Origin of the sequence: Candidatus Pandoraea novymonadis (assembly GCF_003004665.1) — a bacterium.
In the GTDB taxonomy this organism is placed as follows: Bacteria; Pseudomonadota; Gammaproteobacteria; order Burkholderiales; family Burkholderiaceae; genus Pandoraea; species Pandoraea novymonadis.
In genome coordinates this window covers 1-15,140 of sequence record NZ_MUHY01000004.1, presented here as the reverse complement: position 1 = coordinate 15,140, position 15,140 = coordinate 1, and the positions used below count along the sequence as shown (strand labels likewise).

The following is a 15,140-nucleotide window of genomic DNA, read 5'->3' as shown; positions in this document are numbered from 1 at the left end:
ATGAATTCAATTGCTCATCAACAATACTTCACGATGTAATTCTCGTCTCAATGATCAGCAGTATTTCCTGTAACACCTCACGTTTAGCTTTGTAAAAATATTTCCCCACCGCTTCGACACTCGTTACGTCTAGAAATATTCTCATAACGATCAGAAAAGTGTTTTTACTTATAGTAAGCTTTCAAGTTAGCAATAAACTCAATCCTTAGCATGGAAGCTTCTCATCTATGATGAGGGAATGTAGTAACCTAATTATTAGATCTTAGACAACCAGGCTAATCGCATAAGACCTACTTATCCTTCACATAATTTCGACTATAGAACATCTCTATCCCTCATATCATAACTTCCAAAGAAAAAGCCAGGGTTTTCCCCTGGCTTTTTCTAATTCTGAACGCAGTATTACTGGTTTTATTCTAAGACTTCTGCTACTTTTTCTTCAGCTACCGACTGATCCAGCAGTGCAACAAATGCCATCGGCGCGTTATCACCAACACGGAAGCCCATTTTTAAAATACGGAGATAGCCACCGGGACGATTAGAAAAACGGGGACCAAGAACCTCAAATAGCTTAGTTACAGAATCACGATCGCGTAGACGATTAAAAGCAAGACGACGATTCGCCAATGAAGATTTTCTACCTAATGTAATCAGCGGCTCAACGAACTTTCGCAGTTCTTTAGCCTTCGGCAATGTGGTCTTAATTGTTTCGTGCTCAATCAACGAATTCGACATGTTACGTAGCATAGCCAGCCGATGCTTACTAGTACGATTTAGTTTACGTAAACCATGACGGTGACGCATTTCAGCTTTCCTTTAAACAAAATTTTCAATCGAGCTCTTCTATCGGCATAATGCCGCGGGCCGAGGTATCATTTCAAGTATATCCAGCAAACTACACATTCGACCAACCTAATTAATAGTCACTTTCCAAAAGACATAGCTACCCAGAAAGGAGGTCTTATGTTTTACGACATCTTACTTTTCAAGATTTACTGGAGGCCAATTCTCAAGCTTCATACCAAGGGTAAGCCCACGCGAAGCGAGTACTTCTTTAATTTCATTCAGCGATTTTCGACCTAAATTTGGAGTCTTCAGTAATTCGTTCTCAGTACGCTGAATAAGATCACCAATATAGTAAATGTTCTCAGCCTTCAAACAATTAGCTGAACGGACTGTCAACTCTAGATCATCCACCAAACGCAACAAGATTGGATCAATCTGCGGCACACTCAACGGCGCTTCGCTATCAGTTTCCGTTCCTTCCAAGGCAGCGAAAACAGATAGCTGATCCACCAAAATACGTGCTGATTGACGAATTGCCTCCTCCGGTGAAAGTACCCCATTGGTCTCAATATTCATAACCAACTTATCCAAATCAGTACGCTGTTCCACACGTGCCGATTCAACAGCATACGAAACACGTTTTACTGGCGAGAACGAGGCATCCAGGATAATTTGTCCAATCAATTTAGGACTATCATCACCATAATGACGAATATTACCAGGCACGTAACCACGACCCTTCTCAATCTTGATCTGCACGTCCAGTTTTCCGTCCTTCGAAAGATGTGCAATCACATGATGAGGATTAATGATTTCAACGTCATGTGGAACATTAATATCTGAAGCCAGGAGAATGCCTTCACCATCTTTATTCAAAGTGACTGTCACTTCATCTCGATTATGTAGTTTGAATACAACTCCCTTTAAATTGAGAAGAAAATTAACAACATCTTCCTGGACACCATCCATCGTAGAATATTCATGCACAACACCTGCGATCTTCACTTCGGTCGGTGCATAACCTGCCATAGAAGACAGTAACACACGACGCAATGCATTACCTAACGTATGCCCATAACCACGCTCAAAGGGCTCCATCACCACCTTCGCATGGTTCTCGCCAACAGACTCAACCGCGATGATCTTGGGTTTTAATAAACTAGTTTGCATAGGTTTCCTTTTCAATACCCTCGGCTCGTTACACCAATAAGGCCGATGGGTGACAACCTGCACGGTCTCACAATAACGCAGCAATATGGTATTGCGTTATACAAACGAATTAACGTGAATATAGTTCGACGATCAAACTTTCGTTGATATCGCCTGCAATATCGCTACGTTCCGGCAGCTGCTTGAAAATACCTTCCATCTTTTTAGCATCGACCGAAACCCAGATCGGGAAACCGCCTTGCTCAGCAAGCGACAACGCTTCTTGAATGCGAACTTGCTTTTTTGCCTTCTCACGGATAGCCACCACATCACCAGCTTTAACTCGCAGTGATGGGATATTAGCGACATTACCATTGACGGTAATGGCTTTATGGCCAACCAACTGACGTGATTCCGCTCGTGTCGAGCCGAATCCCATACGATAAGCTACATTATCCAAACGAGCTTCTAGCAACTGCAAAAGAGTCTCCCCAGTGTTACCTTTGATACGATCAGCTTCTGCAAAATAACGACGAAATTGACGCTCTAAAATTCCGTATATACGCTTCACTTTTTGCTTTTCACGCAACTGGCTACCGTAATCCGATGTCCGCGCACCAGAAGTACGTCCATGCTGACCAGGTTTGCTTTCAAGTTTACATTTATCGGTCAACGATCTACGCGCACTCTTCAAGAAAAGATCGGTACCTTCACGACGAGAGAGTTTGGCCTTTGGGCCGATGTAACGTGCCACGTTATGCTTTCCTTTTTCTCAAAAACTGACGCAGCGGATCTCCCCGTTGCGCAAGTCCAATACACACCTGTATCAGACGGTGGACTCGTTAATTGCTAAGTGCCAAGATATTCCCGTAACACCTAACCCAATGTTTTAGCAGGCTTTTTAGATACGCCGACGCTTCGGTGGACGGCAGCCATTATGTGGCACCGGGGTCACATCCGAAATTGCTGTGATCTTGATACCAAGCGCATTTAGAGCCCGAACGGCCGACTCACGACCAGGGCCTGGTCCCTTAATGCGAACTTCTAGATTCTTGACTCCGTATTCCAAGGCTACGCGACCAGCCGATTCTGCCGCCACTTGAGCAGCAAAAGGAGTCGATTTTCGCGAACCCTTAAAACCCTGACCACCAGACGTTGCCCATGCAAGTGCATTGCCTTGTCGATCGGTGATAGTAATGATAGTGTTGTTAAACGATGCGTGAACGTACACAACACCTTCCGCAACATTCTTCTTTACTTTCTTACGCGCGCGCTGCGAAGCAGCGTTGTTCTGTTGCCTAGCCATGTTCTATCCTCTGGTTACTTCTTCAGCGAAACGCCAGCCTTACTCGGGCCCTTGCGCGTACGTGCATTAGTACGAGTGCGCTGACCGCGAAGCGGTAATCCCTTGCGGTGACGTACGCCACGATAGCAGCCTATGTCCATCAGGCGTTTAATGCTCATCGTATTTTCACGACGCAAGTCCCCTTCAACCATAAGCTTAGCTACTTGGTCACGCAACTTTTCAAGATCATTATCATTAAGATCTTTTACCTTTTTTGATAACAAGACGCCAGCGGCTTCACAAATGTGATGCGCGCGCGTGCGACCAACACCGTAAATAGCCGTCAACCCGATTACAACATGTTGGTGATTCGGGATATTAATCCCAGCGATACGAGCCATTTGTTATTCCCCAACTAAATAGCGTTAAATGCAATCAGCCCTGACGTTGCTTATGACGCTGATCTGAGCTACAAATCACACGCACAACACCGTTACGCTTCACAATTTTGCAATTGCGGCACATACATTTAACCGAAGCCATTACTTTCATGACAATCCCCTTTCTCTAATCACTTCGCTCAGAAAACGATCCTCGCACGTGACAGATCGTATAGCGTACTTTCTATCGTCATCACCTTATCCCAGGTAACACCCAGCCATCTTCAAACTTTATTCCCAGAAAATAGCGCTAGAAAGATCCTTCTCTAATATCTAACCTTTCATTTTCACCATATCTTTAGCTATGATCCCATGTAACATTTAGCGAACTTTCATGTTATTACCACCCTTAAAATTCGCTTTTCGGAGTAGTGATTCATATTGTTGTGACATCACATAAGACTGCACTTGCGACATAAAATCCATTGCCACAACCACGATGATCAAAAGTGATGTGCCACCAAAATAAAATGGTACATTCCAACGCAAAACCAAAAACTCTGGCAAGAGACAAATAAGCGTCACGTAAGTGGCACCTGCCAATGTCAAACGCATCAAAATCTTATCAATATACCTTGCCGTTTGATCACCCGGTCGAATCCCGGGCACAAAAGCCCCACTCTTTTTCAGGTTATCCGCTGTTTCTTTACTATTAAAGACCAGTGCAGTATAAAAAAAACAGAAAAAAATGATAGCTAACGCATACAGCATCACATAAATCGGCTGACCTGGAGATAATTTACTCGCAAAATTCTTAAGCCAATAGATTTCCTCACTCGCACCGAACCAATTTATAATCGTTGCCGGGAACAAGATAATTGATGATGCAAAAATTGGTGGAATCACACCTGCCATATTCAGCTTCAATGGCAAATGAGATGCTTGCCCTCCGTAAATTTTATTTCCAACTTGACGTTTGGCATAATTGACCAAAATTTTACGTTGAGATCGTTCAAAAAACACTACAAAATATGTCACCAGCACTACTAGTAAGCAAATCAAAATCGCTGAGAAATATCCAATCGCACCAGTATTTACGAGTTCAAATAAACCCCCTATTGCGTTCGGCAAACCCGCAGCGATACCAGCAAATATAATGATTGAAATACCATTACCCAAGCCTCGTTCAGTAATCTGCTCACCAAGCCACATCAAAAACATCGTGCCAGTAACCAAAGTGATTATAGTAGTTATACGAAAAAGAAGGCCCGGATCGAGGACTAGACCCGCTTCACTTTCTAAAGTCACTGCAATCACGAATGCCTGAAAAAGCGCCAGAACCACCGTAAAATAACGGGTATACTGTGTGATTTTTCGTTGTCCCGCTTGACCCTCCTTGCGCAAAGCTTCCAATCGCGAAGAAACCATTGCCAACAACTGCATAATAATGGAGGCCGAAATATACGGCATAATCCCCAGAGCAAAGATTGTAAAACGCGACAAGGCACCGCCGGAGAACATGTTAAACATGCCCAAAATTCCGCTGGATTGGCGCTCAAAAAGGTGTGCCAATAGATGCGAGTCAATACCTGGCACTGGAATGTGCCCACCAACCCGGTAGACAATCAATGCCAAGAGCAGAAAGATGAGGCGATGACGTAGATCCACATACCTCGTTTTCTGTGTAACGGACTTAGTAAGATTATTTGATTTAGCCAATGATGGCTCCGAATGCCCTAATATAACAATTAACCAAAATCAGCAACCGAACCACCAGCCGCTTCAATCGCCATGCGAGCACCCTTCGTAGCAGCAATACCTTTTAGAGCAATCTTGCGTGAAACCTCACCCATTCCGATCACTTTTGCTGACAACGCCAGTTCACTAATCAATCCCGCCCGCTTCAACACCAATAAATCGATTTCATCAAATGCCAGGCTCTGTATATCCGAAATACGAACCTCACTCACAAAACGACGTGTCAACGACTTAAAACCACGCTTTGGTAAACGGCGCTGCAGAGGCATTTGCCCCCCTTCAAAACCGACTTTATGAAAACCACCAGAACGTGATTTTTGTCCTTTGTGCCCACGGCCAGCAGTTTTACCTAAACCCGAGCCGATACCACGTCCAACACGACGCTTAACATGTTTACTGCCTTCTGCCGGTTTGAGGCTATTCAATTCCATGATGACCTCTCGTTCATTCGATAACCTTCACAAGATACGATATCTTGCTGATCATTCCGCGCACTGCAGACGTATCTTCTAACTCACTAACCGAATTGAGACGGCGGAGACCTAAACCTTTGACGGTCGCACGATGATCTTGACGCGTACCAATCAAACTCTTAATCAGCTTCACTTTTATAGTTTCCTGCGACATATATTCACTATCCTTTAGCCAAGGATTTCCTCCACCGATTTCCCACGCTTAGCGGCAATCTCAGCAGGAGTCGATTGTTTCTTCAGGCCATCGAGTGTCGCGCGCACCAAATTATATGGATTCGCAGAACCAAGGCTCTTCGTCACCACATTAGTCACTCCCAACACCTCGAACATCGCACGCATAGGACCACCAGCAATCACGCCAGTACCTTCTTTGGCAGGCAACATGCGTACTACAGAGGCTCCATGTTTACCTTCCACCGTATGCTGCAACGTACCGTTTTTTAAGGAAACCTTAATCATATTGCGGCGGGCTTGTTCCATTGCCTTTTGAACGGCAACCGGCACTTCCTTCGCCTTACCTTTACCCATCCCAATACGGCCATCACCATCACCTACTACAGTCAAAGCGGCAAAACCAAGAATACGACCACCCTTAACGACTTTCGTCACCCGATTAATCGATATCATCTTCTCCCGAAGACCATCGTCGCGCTCGTCAGCCTGAACTTTCGCTTGCATCTTTACCATGACGAATCCTATTAGAACCTAAGGCCCGCTTCACGAGCAGCATCAGCCAAAGCCTTAACGCGACCATGATAGCGGTTACCCGATCGATCGAAAGCAACTCTCTCAATTCCGGCAGCACCCGCCTTCTTCGCTATACGACGACCAATCAACGATGCAGCGGTTATATTTCCACCTTTGCTTCCCTTATCTCCCAGCTCCTTCCGCACTTCAGCTTCTAGCGTCGAAGCGCTCACCAAGACTTGCGTACCATCGACCGAAAACACTTGTGCGTATATATGCAAATTAGTGCGATGCACGCAAAGGCGATGCACCTTAAGCTCGGCCAGTTTAATACGAGTCTGACGGGAACGACGCAAACGGGCTTGTTTCTTGTCCATTTTTCGCACCCTTACTTCTTCTTGGTTTCTTTGAGAATCAGCACCTCGTCCGCATAGCGAACACCCTTGCCTTTGTAAGGTTCAGGAGGACGGTAAGCACGAATTTCCGCAGCCACTTGTCCGATACGTTGCTTATCAACGCTCTTGATGATGATTTCTGTTTGCGTTGGTGTTGTAACCGTCACACCTTCTGGCATTTGATAGACAACGTCATGCGAGAAACCAAGCTCCAGTTTCAAGACGTTACCCTCTGCCTTGGCACGATAACCAACACCTACTAGTAATAACTTCTTTTCAAAACCCTTGCTCACGCCCATCACCATATTGTTGACGAGCGCACGCTCAGTACCATAAAGCGCCCTAGCTTCACGACTCTCATTGACTGGAGAAAAGTTGATAACGCTCCCTTCTACCTTAACATCGACCAAAGGATGAATGCCACGGATCAAAGAACCAAGAGGACCATTTACAGTTAATACTTTTTCAGCCAGCAAGGCTTCCACATCCTTATTAAGGATTATTGGGCTTTTACCTACTCGAGACATTTTCCTCTCCTCGGGCAGTTAAGCAACATAGCAGATAACTTCACCGCCTAGCCGAGTAGCTCGTGCTTTGCGATCAGTCATCAAACCTTGTGGGGTCGAGATAATAGCAATACCCAGACCATTCATTACCTGCGGGATGTTATTGCTTCCTTTGTAAACACGCAGACCGGGGCGAGAAACGCGCTCAAGACGCTCAATCACCGGACGACCAGCGTAATATTTCAGTGCAATATCAAGCACCGACTTTGCATTTTCCCCCTTCACCACATAGCCATCAATATAACCTTCGTCCTTTAAGACTTTGGCGATCGAGACTTTCAGCTTGGACGATGGCATTGCCACATTTAGCTTCTCGACCATCTGACCATTGCGGATACGAGTCAGCATATCGGCGATAGGATCGCTCATACTCATAGTGCTGCTTCTCCTATTACCAGCTAGCTTTAGTCACACCCGGAATTTCGCCACGGAAGGCGATTTCACGGATCTTGCTACGTGCTAGACCAAATTTACGGAATGTGCCGCGCGGGCGACCCGTTAGGTCACAACGATTGCGCTGACGCGTCGGATTCGCATTGCGTGGCAACTGTTGCAGTGCCAAACTTGCCTCATAACGTTCTTGTTCCGATTTACTCGTATCTTCAATGATCGACTTGAGAGCAGCACGCTTAGCGGCGAACCTCTCAGCAAGACGCACACGCTTTTTCTCGCGTTCGATAAGTGCCAGTTTAGCCACAATTACCTCAATTACGGAACGGAAATTTGAACGCTGACAGAAGAGCTTTTGCTTCTTCGTCAGTCTTCGCAGTAGTCGTAATACTAATATTCAACCCACGCAGTGCGTCAATTCTATCGTATTCGATTTCTGGAAAAATAATCTGCTCTTTTACACCAATATTGTAATTTCCACGACCATCAAACGCACGACCCGAAAGCCCACGAAAATCACGCACACGAGGTAAAGCCACAGTGATAAAACGATCTAAAAACTCGAACATGCGCTCACTTCGTAGTGTCACCATCGCACCGATAGGATATCCCTCACGTATCTTAAAACCCGCAATTGCCTTACGTGCCCTTGTCATGACTGGCTTTTGACCAGCAATCTTTATCAAATCAGCAGCAGCGTTATCAATAATTTTCTTATCAAGAACAGCCTGACCAATCCCCATATTCAAGGTGATCTTAGTGATCCGCGGAACTTGCATAGCAGACTTATAAGCAAATTTTACCATCAAGTCGGCTACAATTTTATCTTTGTAGAATTTTTGCAAACGAGCCATTCTCTAAACTCCTTGCCTCAGACATCAGCAACAATCGCACCGGTCGTCTTAAGAAAGCGAACTTTCTTTCCCTCTTCCTGCTTTATACCAATGCGAGAAGGTTTTCCTTTAGCATCTAGCATCGCGATATTCGAGATGTGAATCGGCATAGTCTTATCAACCACACCGCCCTGCGTACCATTCGTCGGATTTGGCTTCACGTGCTTTTTAGCAACATTTACACCTTCGACGACAACTTTTTGACCGTCAACGCGAAGAACCATACCGCGCTTATCCTTGTCTTTTCCAGTTAAGACGACAACCTGGTCACCCTTACGAATCTTATTCATATTGACTCCTCACAGCACTTCCGGGGCCAGGGATACAATCTTCATAAAACGTTCAGTGCGTAATTCTCGTGTTACTGGCCCAAAAATACGGGTACCGATAGGCTCGAGCTTGGCATTTAACAAAACAGCGGCATTACCATCAAATTTCACCAAGGAACCATCTTGACGACGCACACCTTTAGCAGTGCGTACAACCACCGCATTGTATATCTCACCCTTTTTTACACGACCACGCGGGGCAGCACTTTTTACGGTAACCTTCACAACGTCACCAATACCAGCATAACGACGTTTGGATCCCCCCAACACCTTAATACACAAAACCTCACGTGCACCAGTGTTATCAGCCACTTCGAGCCGAGTTTCTGTTTGAATCATGATCTTATCTTTCCAACTTAATCCGACGAAATCGTCAGTCAGTCTTGGCCCCGTCAGCACCAACTGGTACTGCTTAGGTTAAGTCCTTCAAAAAGCAGCTATTTCTCACTAAATTTTAGGATTAACCCCTTGCCAAAAAGGCAGCAAGAAATAGCCATACATCTTCTTAAAGTCACCACCGAAACCAAAGACCGGCTTGGTGAAAGAAGAAGCAAGCCTTGGATTATAATGTGATAATTTTTGACTTGCAAGCCTTAATTTTAAAGATGCCGACCTAAATAATACCTGCATCTTCCAGAAGACGAGAAACAATCCAAGATTTTTTCTTGGATTGTGGTCGAGTTTCTTGAATCTCAACCTTATCACCCTCCTTGAATTGATTAGTCTCATCGTGCGCAGGGTATTTCTTGGAACGCACAATATACTTTCCATACAAGGGATGCTTCTCTTGACGTTCAACGAGTACCGTCACAGTCTTATTCATCTTACTGCTAACAACAGTACCAACGAGAGTTCGCTTGAGCGCAGTCTTTACGGTATCGTTCATTTCTGGTTCGCCTTCTCATTCAACACGGTACGCACACGAGCAATGTCGCGACGAACCTTCTTCAGCTGACTCATATTGGTCAGCTGCTGAGTAGCCATCCTCATACGGAGCCCAAACTGAGCTCTCAACAAATCGGACAGTTCTTTATTCAAGATATCCTGATCTTTCTCACGAAGTTCGGATGCATTCATTTCAAATCTCCAATCACGTCCCGAACTGGCGCTCAACAAATACTGTCTGAATTGGCAATTTAGCAGCCGCAAGGCGGAAAGCCTGACGAGCTAATGTTTCATCGACACCATCCATTTCGTACAGCATTTTACCAGGCTGAATCTCTGCAACGTAGTACTCCGGGTTTCCCTTACCGTTACCCATACGTACTTCAGCTGGTTTTTGTGAGATCGGCTTATCCGGGAAAATTCGAATCCAGACACGTCCACCACGCTTGATATGACGAGTCATAGCACGACGTGCCGCTTCAATCTGGCGAGCCGTCAGACGACCACGTCCAACCGCCTTCAGCCCGAAGTCACCGAACGACACAGCATTGCCACGAGTAGCGACACCAGTGTTACGACCCTTCTGTTCCTTTCGGTATTTTCTGCGTTTCGGTTGCAACATGTTTATTCTCCAGTCTTGGCCTCGCTATTAGGTTTAACCATTGGACGACGTGAGCGAGTACGCTTAACGACACCAGGCTCACCACCAGTAACGTCATCACGACGAGGACGACGATCACCCGAACGCGCATTGCGGCGTGGTCGCTTTTCTTCCGCTGGCTCTTCGGTAACCAACAAGTCATTTCCACCCAGCAAAGTATCGCCCTTATAAACCCAGACCTTGACACCAATGATACCGTAGGTCGTTTTTGCTTCTGAAGCAGCATAGTCGATATCAGCGCGCAGAGTATGCAGAGGCACACAACCTTCACGATAAGACTCAGTACGTGCAATCTCAATACCATTCAAACGACCAGAGCTCATCACCTTAATACCCTTAGCACCCAAACGCATCGCATTTTGTATGGCGCGCTTCATGGCACGACGAAACATTATACGACGCTCAAGCTGCTGAGCAATCGAATCAGCAATTAGCTGCGCATCGATTTCCGGCTTACGGATCTCTTCGATATTCACGTGAACAGACACGCCCATGCGTTTTTGTAATTCGGTTTTGAGAATTTCGATATCTTCGCCCTTCTTCCCAATTACAACACCAGGACGAGAGCTATAAATAGTGATACGGGCATTTTTCGCTGGGCGTTCAATAACAATACGGCCAACAGAAGCATTTTTTAGTTTTTTCTTCAAATACTCCCGAACACCAATATCCTCCTTGAGCATTTGCGCAAAGTTTTGATTATTCGCATACCAACGTGCGGTCCAATTACGAGTGACTGCCAATCGGAAGCCAGTTGGATGAATTTTTTGTCCCATCGTGGCTCCTTAATTGCCTAACGTCACAGTAATATGACAAGTTTGCTTCTCAATGCGATTGCCGCGGCCTTTTGCTCGCGCCGAAAAACGCTTAAGTGAAGTACCCTTGTCCACAAATACACTATTGACACGCAACTCATCAATATCGGCTCCTTCATTGTGCTCAACGTTAGCAATTGCCGACTCAACCACTTTCTTCAAAATTACAGCAGCCTTCTTTGGTGAGAACGTAAGGACGTTCAGTGCACGATCAATAGGCAAGCCACGGATCTGATCAGCGACTATACGCGTCTTCTGTGCGGAGATATGTGCACCCTTATGAATTGCTTTGACTTCCACGATCACCCCTTATTTCTTCGCCTTCTTATCGGCTGCATGGCCTTTGAAGGTACGGGTGAGTGCAAACTCGCCCAACTTATGGCCAACCATATTCTCGGAGATATACACCGGAATGTGTTGACGACCGTTATGAACGGCGATTGTCAACCCAATGAAATCGGGTAAAACAGTCGAACGACGCGACCAGGTCTTGATCGGTTTTTTGTCACGACTCGCCACAGTCGCTTCAACTTTCTTGATCAAGTGAGCGTCGCAGAACGGGCCTTTTTTTACAGAACGTGTCATTTTGCTAGCTCCTTATCGCTTTTTGCGACGCTGAACGATCATACTGTCTGTACGCTTCGTGCTTCGGGTACGCTTACCCTTGGTTTGTTGACCCCATGGACTAACTGGATGACGGCCTGCTGCAGTACGACCCTCACCACCACCGTGTGGATGATCCACCGGATTCATTGCCACACCCCTAACAGTCGGACGAATACCCCGCCAACGAGCGGCACCGGCTTTACCAATTTGACGCAGCCCATGCTCTTCATTACCAACTTCGCCAATCGTTGCACGACATTCGATGTGCACCCGACGAACTTCGCCTGAACGCATACGTACCTGAGCATAACTCCCTTCACGGGCCAGTAACATCGCGGATGCGCCCGCAGCACGAGCAATTTGCGCACCCTTGCCAGGCAAAATTTCAATGCAATGGATTGTGGTACCAATCGGAATATTACATAATGGCAAGGAATTACCAGACTTAATCGGGGCCTCCGAACCGCTTAATAATTGCTGCCCAACAACAGTGCCTCGAGGCGCGATAATATAACGACGCTCTCCATCTAAATAAGACAGCAATGCGATATTTGCACTACGGTTCGGATCATACTCCAAGCGTTCAACCCTAGCCGGAATGCCATCTTTATTACGACGAAAATCGATCACACGGTAGTGTTGCTTGTGGCCACCACCCATATGACGAGTAGTAATATGACCGTTATTATTGCGACCAGCAGTCTTAGTTTTTAGGTCAAGCAAAGGAGCATATGGCTTACCCTTATACAAATCTTTATTGACAACCTTGACCATCGCGCGACGACCCGGGGACGTCGGTTTTGTTTTGACGAGCGCCATAATTACTTGGCCTCCGCTTCAAAATTAATTTCCTGCCCAGGCTTCAAATTCACATAAGCTCTCTTCTCGTGATCACGACGACCCGTGAAGCGACCAAATCGCTTTTGCTTGCCCTTACGATTTAAAATCTGCACAGACTCGACATCAACCTTAAACAGAAGCTCAACCGCCGCCTTCACTTCCTGCTTATCCGCGTCACGTGCAACTTGGAATACAACTTGCCCATTCTTCTCAGCCAAAAGCGTCGCTTTTTCAGAGATCACCGGCATACGCAGAACCTGCATCAAACGATGGCCATTTTTATGAACGTCGTTCATCCCAACATCTCCTCAATCTTGCCGACCGCACCCTTCGTCATCAAGATCTTCTTAAAATATATCAACGACATAGGATCAGCGAAACGTAGCTCGGTCACGGCAACATGGGGTAAATTGCGCGAAGCAAGAAAGAGATTCTCGTCCACAGCATCTGTAATCACCAACACCGATTCAAGACCCATAGCCTTGATTTTTTTTGCAAGCAACCTTGTTTTCGGCGCCTCAAGTTTAATCTCTTCAACCACCGATAGACGACCCTCACGGGTTAATTGTGACAAAATTGAGCACAGACCAGCGCGATACATCTTCTTGTTAATTTTTTGACTGAAGTTCTCTTCTGGCAAATTCGGAAAAATACGACCACCACCGCGCCATAACGGACTAGATGACATACCAGCACGAGCACGACCCGTGCCCTTCTGACGCCACGGTTTTTTGGTTGTATGCCTTACCTGTTCACGGTCTTTTTGCGCACGGTTACCACTACGAGCATTAGCTTGGTACGCGACAACCAATTGATGGATCAAAGCTTCGTTGTATTCACGAGCGAAAACAATGTCTGACGCGATTACCCCTGCAGCTTCCTGACCTTGCTCATTTAGGAGCTTTAATTCCATGATCACGCCCCCTTCGCAAGTTTAGTCTTGACTGCCGGCGTCACAAAAACCTTTCCTTCCTTACCCCCCGGAACAGCGCCCTTCACAAATAAAAGCTTCCGATCAGCATCAATACGAAGAATCTCAAGATTTTGCATCGTCGTTATGACATCCCCCAAATGACCTGTCATACGCTTCCCCGGAAACACACGCCCAGGGTCTTGCGCCATACCGATTGAACCTGGAACATTATGCGAACGAGAATTGCCGTGTGATGCACGGCCTGAACCAAAGTTGTAACGCTTAATCGTACCCGCATATCCTTTGCCGATCGACACCCCTTGCACATCAATCTTTTGACCAACACGAAAAAGACTAACATCAATGATCGAACCAGGATGTAATTCAGAAATTTTTGAAAAATCTACGCGGAATTCCTTCAAGATTTCTCCAGCCTCGACACCCGCTTTCGCATAGTGACCAGAAGCAGCTCTTGTCAAACGCGAAGGACGCCGATTGCCAAAAGTAACTTGAACAGCCGAATAGCCGTCAATTTCATCTGTCTTGATTTGCGTCACACGGTTGCCCGACACATCCAGCACGGTAACAGGTATTGCATCACCGCTTTCCGTGAAAATACGTGTCATACCAACCTTGCGACCAACAAGTCCAAGGCTCATGATTTTCTCCATTCCCGACTTCGATTGGCCGGGGCTAAATAACAAAAGGATGAGACGCAGTTCAATCGCGACTCATCTCTTAAAACAAAAAACAATTAATCCTATTATTCTATACTGACTATTATTGCTTGACAAGCATAGTTAATTCACTCAGATCATAAAATGATGAAATCATTACTGCAGCTTAATCTCTACATCTACGCCTGCTGGCAAGTCTAGTCTCATTAGGGCATCTACCGTCTTATCCGTAGGATCCACAATGTCCATCAAACGTTGATGCGTACGAATTTCCAACTGATCACGTGATGTCTTATTAACGTGAGGAGAACGAAGGATGTCGAAACGCTCAATACGAGTCGGAAGAGGCACAGGACCCTTAACGATAGCTCCCGTACGCTTAGCTGTTTCAACAATTTCAGCTGCAGATTGATCAATCAAACGATAATCAAAAGCTTTCAAACGAATACGAATTTTTTGATTTTGCATAATATTCTCCAAAGAACATGATCACCCTCTTTCGGGCGTCGAGATTTCACAAAGAACGGCAGGGGCAGAGGGAATCGAACCCCCAACCTTCGGTTTTGGAGACCGACGCTCTGCCAGTTGAGCTATACCCCTAAAATAGCAGCAGGGTCATATGACTGACCCCTAACGCGATCCAAATACGCTT

At 45.9% G+C, this 15,140-nt stretch carries 28 protein-coding genes and 1 tRNA gene; all 29 read right to left on the bottom strand.

Annotated elements, in window-relative coordinates; genetic code table 11:
• Positions 1 to 411: 411 nt before the first annotated feature.
• Positions 412 to 804, bottom strand: coding sequence for a 50S ribosomal protein L17 (gene rplQ, locus BZL35_RS04590; RefSeq protein ID WP_106183082.1), 393 nt, complete (start codon positions 802 to 804; stop codon positions 412 to 414).
• A gap of 174 nt (positions 805 to 978) precedes the next feature.
• Positions 979 to 1,956, bottom strand: coding sequence for a DNA-directed RNA polymerase subunit alpha (locus tag BZL35_RS04585; protein ID WP_106183081.1), 978 nt, complete (start codon positions 1,954 to 1,956; stop codon positions 979 to 981).
• Positions 1,957 to 2,065: 109 nt separating this feature from the next.
• Positions 2,066 to 2,689, bottom strand: a complete 624-nt coding sequence (rpsD, locus tag BZL35_RS04580; RefSeq protein ID WP_106183080.1) for a 30S ribosomal protein S4 — start codon at positions 2,687 to 2,689, stop codon at positions 2,066 to 2,068.
• Between the two features lie 147 nt (positions 2,690 to 2,836).
• Positions 2,837 to 3,241, bottom strand: coding sequence for a 30S ribosomal protein S11 (gene rpsK, locus BZL35_RS04575; RefSeq protein ID WP_106183079.1), 405 nt, complete (start codon positions 3,239 to 3,241; stop codon positions 2,837 to 2,839).
• A 14-nt stretch (positions 3,242 to 3,255) separates the two neighbouring features.
• Positions 3,256 to 3,621: a 30S ribosomal protein S13 gene (rpsM, locus tag BZL35_RS04570; protein WP_106183078.1), complete on the bottom strand. Its 366-nt coding sequence runs from the start codon at positions 3,619 to 3,621 to the stop codon at positions 3,256 to 3,258.
• A 34-nt stretch (positions 3,622 to 3,655) separates the two neighbouring features.
• Complete coding sequence (gene rpmJ, locus BZL35_RS04565) at positions 3,656 to 3,772, bottom strand: 50S ribosomal protein L36 (protein ID WP_106183077.1); 117 nt, start codon at positions 3,770 to 3,772, stop codon at positions 3,656 to 3,658.
• A gap of 209 nt (positions 3,773 to 3,981) precedes the next feature.
• On the bottom strand, positions 3,982 to 5,319 hold the full coding sequence (secY, locus tag BZL35_RS04560) for a preprotein translocase subunit SecY (protein ID WP_106183076.1): 1,338 nt from the start codon (positions 5,317 to 5,319) through the stop codon (positions 3,982 to 3,984).
• Between the two features lie 29 nt (positions 5,320 to 5,348).
• Complete coding sequence (gene rplO / locus BZL35_RS04555) at positions 5,349 to 5,789, bottom strand: 50S ribosomal protein L15 (protein ID WP_106183075.1); 441 nt, start codon at positions 5,787 to 5,789, stop codon at positions 5,349 to 5,351.
• 13 nt (positions 5,790 to 5,802) lie between these two features.
• Positions 5,803 to 5,985: a 50S ribosomal protein L30 gene (gene rpmD / locus BZL35_RS04550; protein WP_106183074.1), complete on the bottom strand. Its 183-nt coding sequence runs from the start codon at positions 5,983 to 5,985 to the stop codon at positions 5,803 to 5,805.
• A gap of 14 nt (positions 5,986 to 5,999) precedes the next feature.
• Positions 6,000 to 6,518, bottom strand: a complete 519-nt coding sequence (gene rpsE / locus BZL35_RS04545; protein ID WP_106183073.1) for a 30S ribosomal protein S5 — start codon at positions 6,516 to 6,518, stop codon at positions 6,000 to 6,002.
• A gap of 11 nt (positions 6,519 to 6,529) precedes the next feature.
• Positions 6,530 to 6,895 (bottom strand): 50S ribosomal protein L18, encoded by a 366-nt coding sequence (rplR, locus tag BZL35_RS04540; protein ID WP_106183072.1) that lies wholly within the window; start codon positions 6,893 to 6,895, stop codon positions 6,530 to 6,532.
• An 11-nt stretch (positions 6,896 to 6,906) separates the two neighbouring features.
• Positions 6,907 to 7,440: a 50S ribosomal protein L6 gene (rplF, locus tag BZL35_RS04535; RefSeq protein ID WP_106183071.1), complete on the bottom strand. Its 534-nt coding sequence runs from the start codon at positions 7,438 to 7,440 to the stop codon at positions 6,907 to 6,909.
• Between the two features lie 18 nt (positions 7,441 to 7,458).
• The gene (rpsH, locus tag BZL35_RS04530) at positions 7,459 to 7,854 is read right to left on the bottom strand and encodes a 30S ribosomal protein S8 (RefSeq protein WP_106183070.1); all 396 of its coding nucleotides are present in this window, start codon (positions 7,852 to 7,854) and stop codon (positions 7,459 to 7,461) included.
• Between the two features lie 16 nt (positions 7,855 to 7,870).
• Positions 7,871 to 8,176: a 30S ribosomal protein S14 gene (rpsN, locus tag BZL35_RS04525; protein WP_106183069.1), complete on the bottom strand. Its 306-nt coding sequence runs from the start codon at positions 8,174 to 8,176 to the stop codon at positions 7,871 to 7,873.
• A 7-nt stretch (positions 8,177 to 8,183) separates the two neighbouring features.
• Positions 8,184 to 8,723 carry a 50S ribosomal protein L5 gene (gene rplE, locus BZL35_RS04520; protein WP_106183068.1) on the bottom strand — a complete coding sequence of 180 codons (540 nt, stop codon included), beginning with the start codon at positions 8,721 to 8,723 and terminating at the stop codon, positions 8,184 to 8,186.
• 17 nt (positions 8,724 to 8,740) lie between these two features.
• On the bottom strand, positions 8,741 to 9,052 hold the full coding sequence (gene rplX / locus BZL35_RS04515; RefSeq protein ID WP_106183067.1) for a 50S ribosomal protein L24: 312 nt from the start codon (positions 9,050 to 9,052) through the stop codon (positions 8,741 to 8,743).
• Between the two features lie 9 nt (positions 9,053 to 9,061).
• The gene (gene rplN / locus BZL35_RS04510; protein WP_106183066.1) at positions 9,062 to 9,430 is read right to left on the bottom strand and encodes a 50S ribosomal protein L14; all 369 of its coding nucleotides are present in this window, start codon (positions 9,428 to 9,430) and stop codon (positions 9,062 to 9,064) included.
• A 274-nt stretch (positions 9,431 to 9,704) separates the two neighbouring features.
• The gene (rpsQ, locus tag BZL35_RS04505; protein WP_106183065.1) at positions 9,705 to 9,977 is read right to left on the bottom strand and encodes a 30S ribosomal protein S17; all 273 of its coding nucleotides are present in this window, start codon (positions 9,975 to 9,977) and stop codon (positions 9,705 to 9,707) included.
• Positions 9,974 to 10,168, bottom strand: a complete 195-nt coding sequence (gene rpmC, locus BZL35_RS04500) for a 50S ribosomal protein L29 (protein ID WP_106183064.1) — start codon at positions 10,166 to 10,168, stop codon at positions 9,974 to 9,976. The genes rpsQ and rpmC overlap by 4 nt, the downstream gene beginning before the upstream one ends.
• A 13-nt stretch (positions 10,169 to 10,181) precedes the next feature.
• Positions 10,182 to 10,598: a 50S ribosomal protein L16 gene (gene rplP / locus BZL35_RS04495; RefSeq protein ID WP_106183063.1), complete on the bottom strand. Its 417-nt coding sequence runs from the start codon at positions 10,596 to 10,598 to the stop codon at positions 10,182 to 10,184.
• Between the two features lie 2 nt (positions 10,599 to 10,600).
• Positions 10,601 to 11,413 (bottom strand): 30S ribosomal protein S3, encoded by an 813-nt coding sequence (rpsC, locus tag BZL35_RS04490; RefSeq protein WP_106183062.1) that lies wholly within the window; start codon positions 11,411 to 11,413, stop codon positions 10,601 to 10,603.
• Between the two features lie 9 nt (positions 11,414 to 11,422).
• Positions 11,423 to 11,752: a 50S ribosomal protein L22 gene (gene rplV / locus BZL35_RS04485; RefSeq protein WP_106183140.1), complete on the bottom strand. Its 330-nt coding sequence runs from the start codon at positions 11,750 to 11,752 to the stop codon at positions 11,423 to 11,425.
• Positions 11,753 to 11,761: 9 nt separating this feature from the next.
• The gene (gene rpsS / locus BZL35_RS04480) at positions 11,762 to 12,037 is read right to left on the bottom strand and encodes a 30S ribosomal protein S19 (RefSeq protein WP_106183061.1); all 276 of its coding nucleotides are present in this window, start codon (positions 12,035 to 12,037) and stop codon (positions 11,762 to 11,764) included.
• A gap of 12 nt (positions 12,038 to 12,049) precedes the next feature.
• On the bottom strand, positions 12,050 to 12,877 hold the full coding sequence (gene rplB, locus BZL35_RS04475; protein ID WP_106183060.1) for a 50S ribosomal protein L2: 828 nt from the start codon (positions 12,875 to 12,877) through the stop codon (positions 12,050 to 12,052).
• 2 nt (positions 12,878 to 12,879) lie between these two features.
• A complete protein-coding gene (gene rplW, locus BZL35_RS04470) occupies positions 12,880 to 13,194 on the bottom strand; it encodes a 50S ribosomal protein L23 (RefSeq protein ID WP_106183059.1) in 315 nt (104 codons plus the stop codon).
• Complete coding sequence (gene rplD, locus BZL35_RS04465; RefSeq protein ID WP_106183058.1) at positions 13,191 to 13,811, bottom strand: 50S ribosomal protein L4; 621 nt, start codon at positions 13,809 to 13,811, stop codon at positions 13,191 to 13,193. Before rplD ends, rplW begins: the two co-directional genes overlap by 4 nt.
• 2 nt (positions 13,812 to 13,813) lie before the next feature.
• On the bottom strand, positions 13,814 to 14,470 hold the full coding sequence (rplC, locus tag BZL35_RS04460) for a 50S ribosomal protein L3 (RefSeq protein WP_106183057.1): 657 nt from the start codon (positions 14,468 to 14,470) through the stop codon (positions 13,814 to 13,816).
• Between the two features lie 174 nt (positions 14,471 to 14,644).
• A complete protein-coding gene (gene rpsJ / locus BZL35_RS04455; protein ID WP_106183056.1) occupies positions 14,645 to 14,956 on the bottom strand; it encodes a 30S ribosomal protein S10 in 312 nt (103 codons plus the stop codon).
• Between the two features lie 59 nt (positions 14,957 to 15,015).
• A tRNA-Trp gene (locus BZL35_RS04450) sits at positions 15,016 to 15,088 on the bottom strand.
• Positions 15,089 to 15,140 lie beyond the last annotated feature (52 nt).

Bases quoted from the DNA above. Each gene is read 5' to 3' on its own strand.
- rplE (WP_106183068.1), bottom strand. From the start codon at position 8,723: ATGGCTCGTTTGCAAAAATTCTACAAAGATAAAATTGTAGCCGACTTG.
- rpsH (WP_106183070.1), bottom strand. From the start codon at position 7,854: ATGAGTATGAGCGATCCTATCGCCGATATGCTGACTCGTATCCGCAAT.
- rpsC (WP_106183062.1), bottom strand. From the start codon at position 11,413: ATGGGACAAAAAATTCATCCAACTGGCTTCCGATTGGCAGTCACTCGT.
- rplO (WP_106183075.1), bottom strand. From the start codon at position 5,789: ATGGAATTGAATAGCCTCAAACCGGCAGAAGGCAGTAAACATGTTAAG.
- rpsK (WP_106183079.1), bottom strand. From the start codon at position 3,241: ATGGCTAGGCAACAGAACAACGCTGCTTCGCAGCGCGCGCGTAAGAAA.
- rplP (WP_106183063.1), bottom strand. From the start codon at position 10,598: ATGTTGCAACCGAAACGCAGAAAATACCGAAAGGAACAGAAGGGTCGT.
- rpsE (WP_106183073.1), bottom strand. From the start codon at position 6,518: ATGGTAAAGATGCAAGCGAAAGTTCAGGCTGACGAGCGCGACGATGGT.
- rpsS (WP_106183061.1), bottom strand. From the start codon at position 12,037: ATGACACGTTCTGTAAAAAAAGGCCCGTTCTGCGACGCTCACTTGATC.
- BZL35_RS04585 (WP_106183081.1), bottom strand. From the start codon at position 1,956: ATGCAAACTAGTTTATTAAAACCCAAGATCATCGCGGTTGAGTCTGTT.
- rplX (WP_106183067.1), bottom strand. From the start codon at position 9,052: ATGAATAAGATTCGTAAGGGTGACCAGGTTGTCGTCTTAACTGGAAAA.
- rpmD (WP_106183074.1), bottom strand. From the start codon at position 5,985: ATGTCGCAGGAAACTATAAAAGTGAAGCTGATTAAGAGTTTGATTGGT.
- rplQ (WP_106183082.1), bottom strand. From the start codon at position 804: ATGCGTCACCGTCATGGTTTACGTAAACTAAATCGTACTAGTAAGCAT.
- rpmJ (WP_106183077.1), bottom strand. From the start codon at position 3,772: ATGAAAGTAATGGCTTCGGTTAAATGTATGTGCCGCAATTGCAAAATT.
- rplB (WP_106183060.1), bottom strand. From the start codon at position 12,877: ATGGCGCTCGTCAAAACAAAACCGACGTCCCCGGGTCGTCGCGCGATG.
- rpsM (WP_106183078.1), bottom strand. From the start codon at position 3,621: ATGGCTCGTATCGCTGGGATTAATATCCCGAATCACCAACATGTTGTA.
- rplN (WP_106183066.1), bottom strand. From the start codon at position 9,430: ATGATTCAAACAGAAACTCGGCTCGAAGTGGCTGATAACACTGGTGCA.
- rplF (WP_106183071.1), bottom strand. From the start codon at position 7,440: ATGTCTCGAGTAGGTAAAAGCCCAATAATCCTTAATAAGGATGTGGAA.
- rplD (WP_106183058.1), bottom strand. From the start codon at position 13,811: ATGGAATTAAAGCTCCTAAATGAGCAAGGTCAGGAAGCTGCAGGGGTA.
- rpmC (WP_106183064.1), bottom strand. From the start codon at position 10,168: ATGAATGCATCCGAACTTCGTGAGAAAGATCAGGATATCTTGAATAAA.
- rplR (WP_106183072.1), bottom strand. From the start codon at position 6,895: ATGGACAAGAAACAAGCCCGTTTGCGTCGTTCCCGTCAGACTCGTATT.
- rpsJ (WP_106183056.1), bottom strand. From the start codon at position 14,956: ATGCAAAATCAAAAAATTCGTATTCGTTTGAAAGCTTTTGATTATCGT.
- rplC (WP_106183057.1), bottom strand. From the start codon at position 14,470: ATGAGCCTTGGACTTGTTGGTCGCAAGGTTGGTATGACACGTATTTTC.
- rplW (WP_106183059.1), bottom strand. From the start codon at position 13,194: ATGAACGACGTTCATAAAAATGGCCATCGTTTGATGCAGGTTCTGCGT.
- rpsQ (WP_106183065.1), bottom strand. From the start codon at position 9,977: ATGAACGATACCGTAAAGACTGCGCTCAAGCGAACTCTCGTTGGTACT.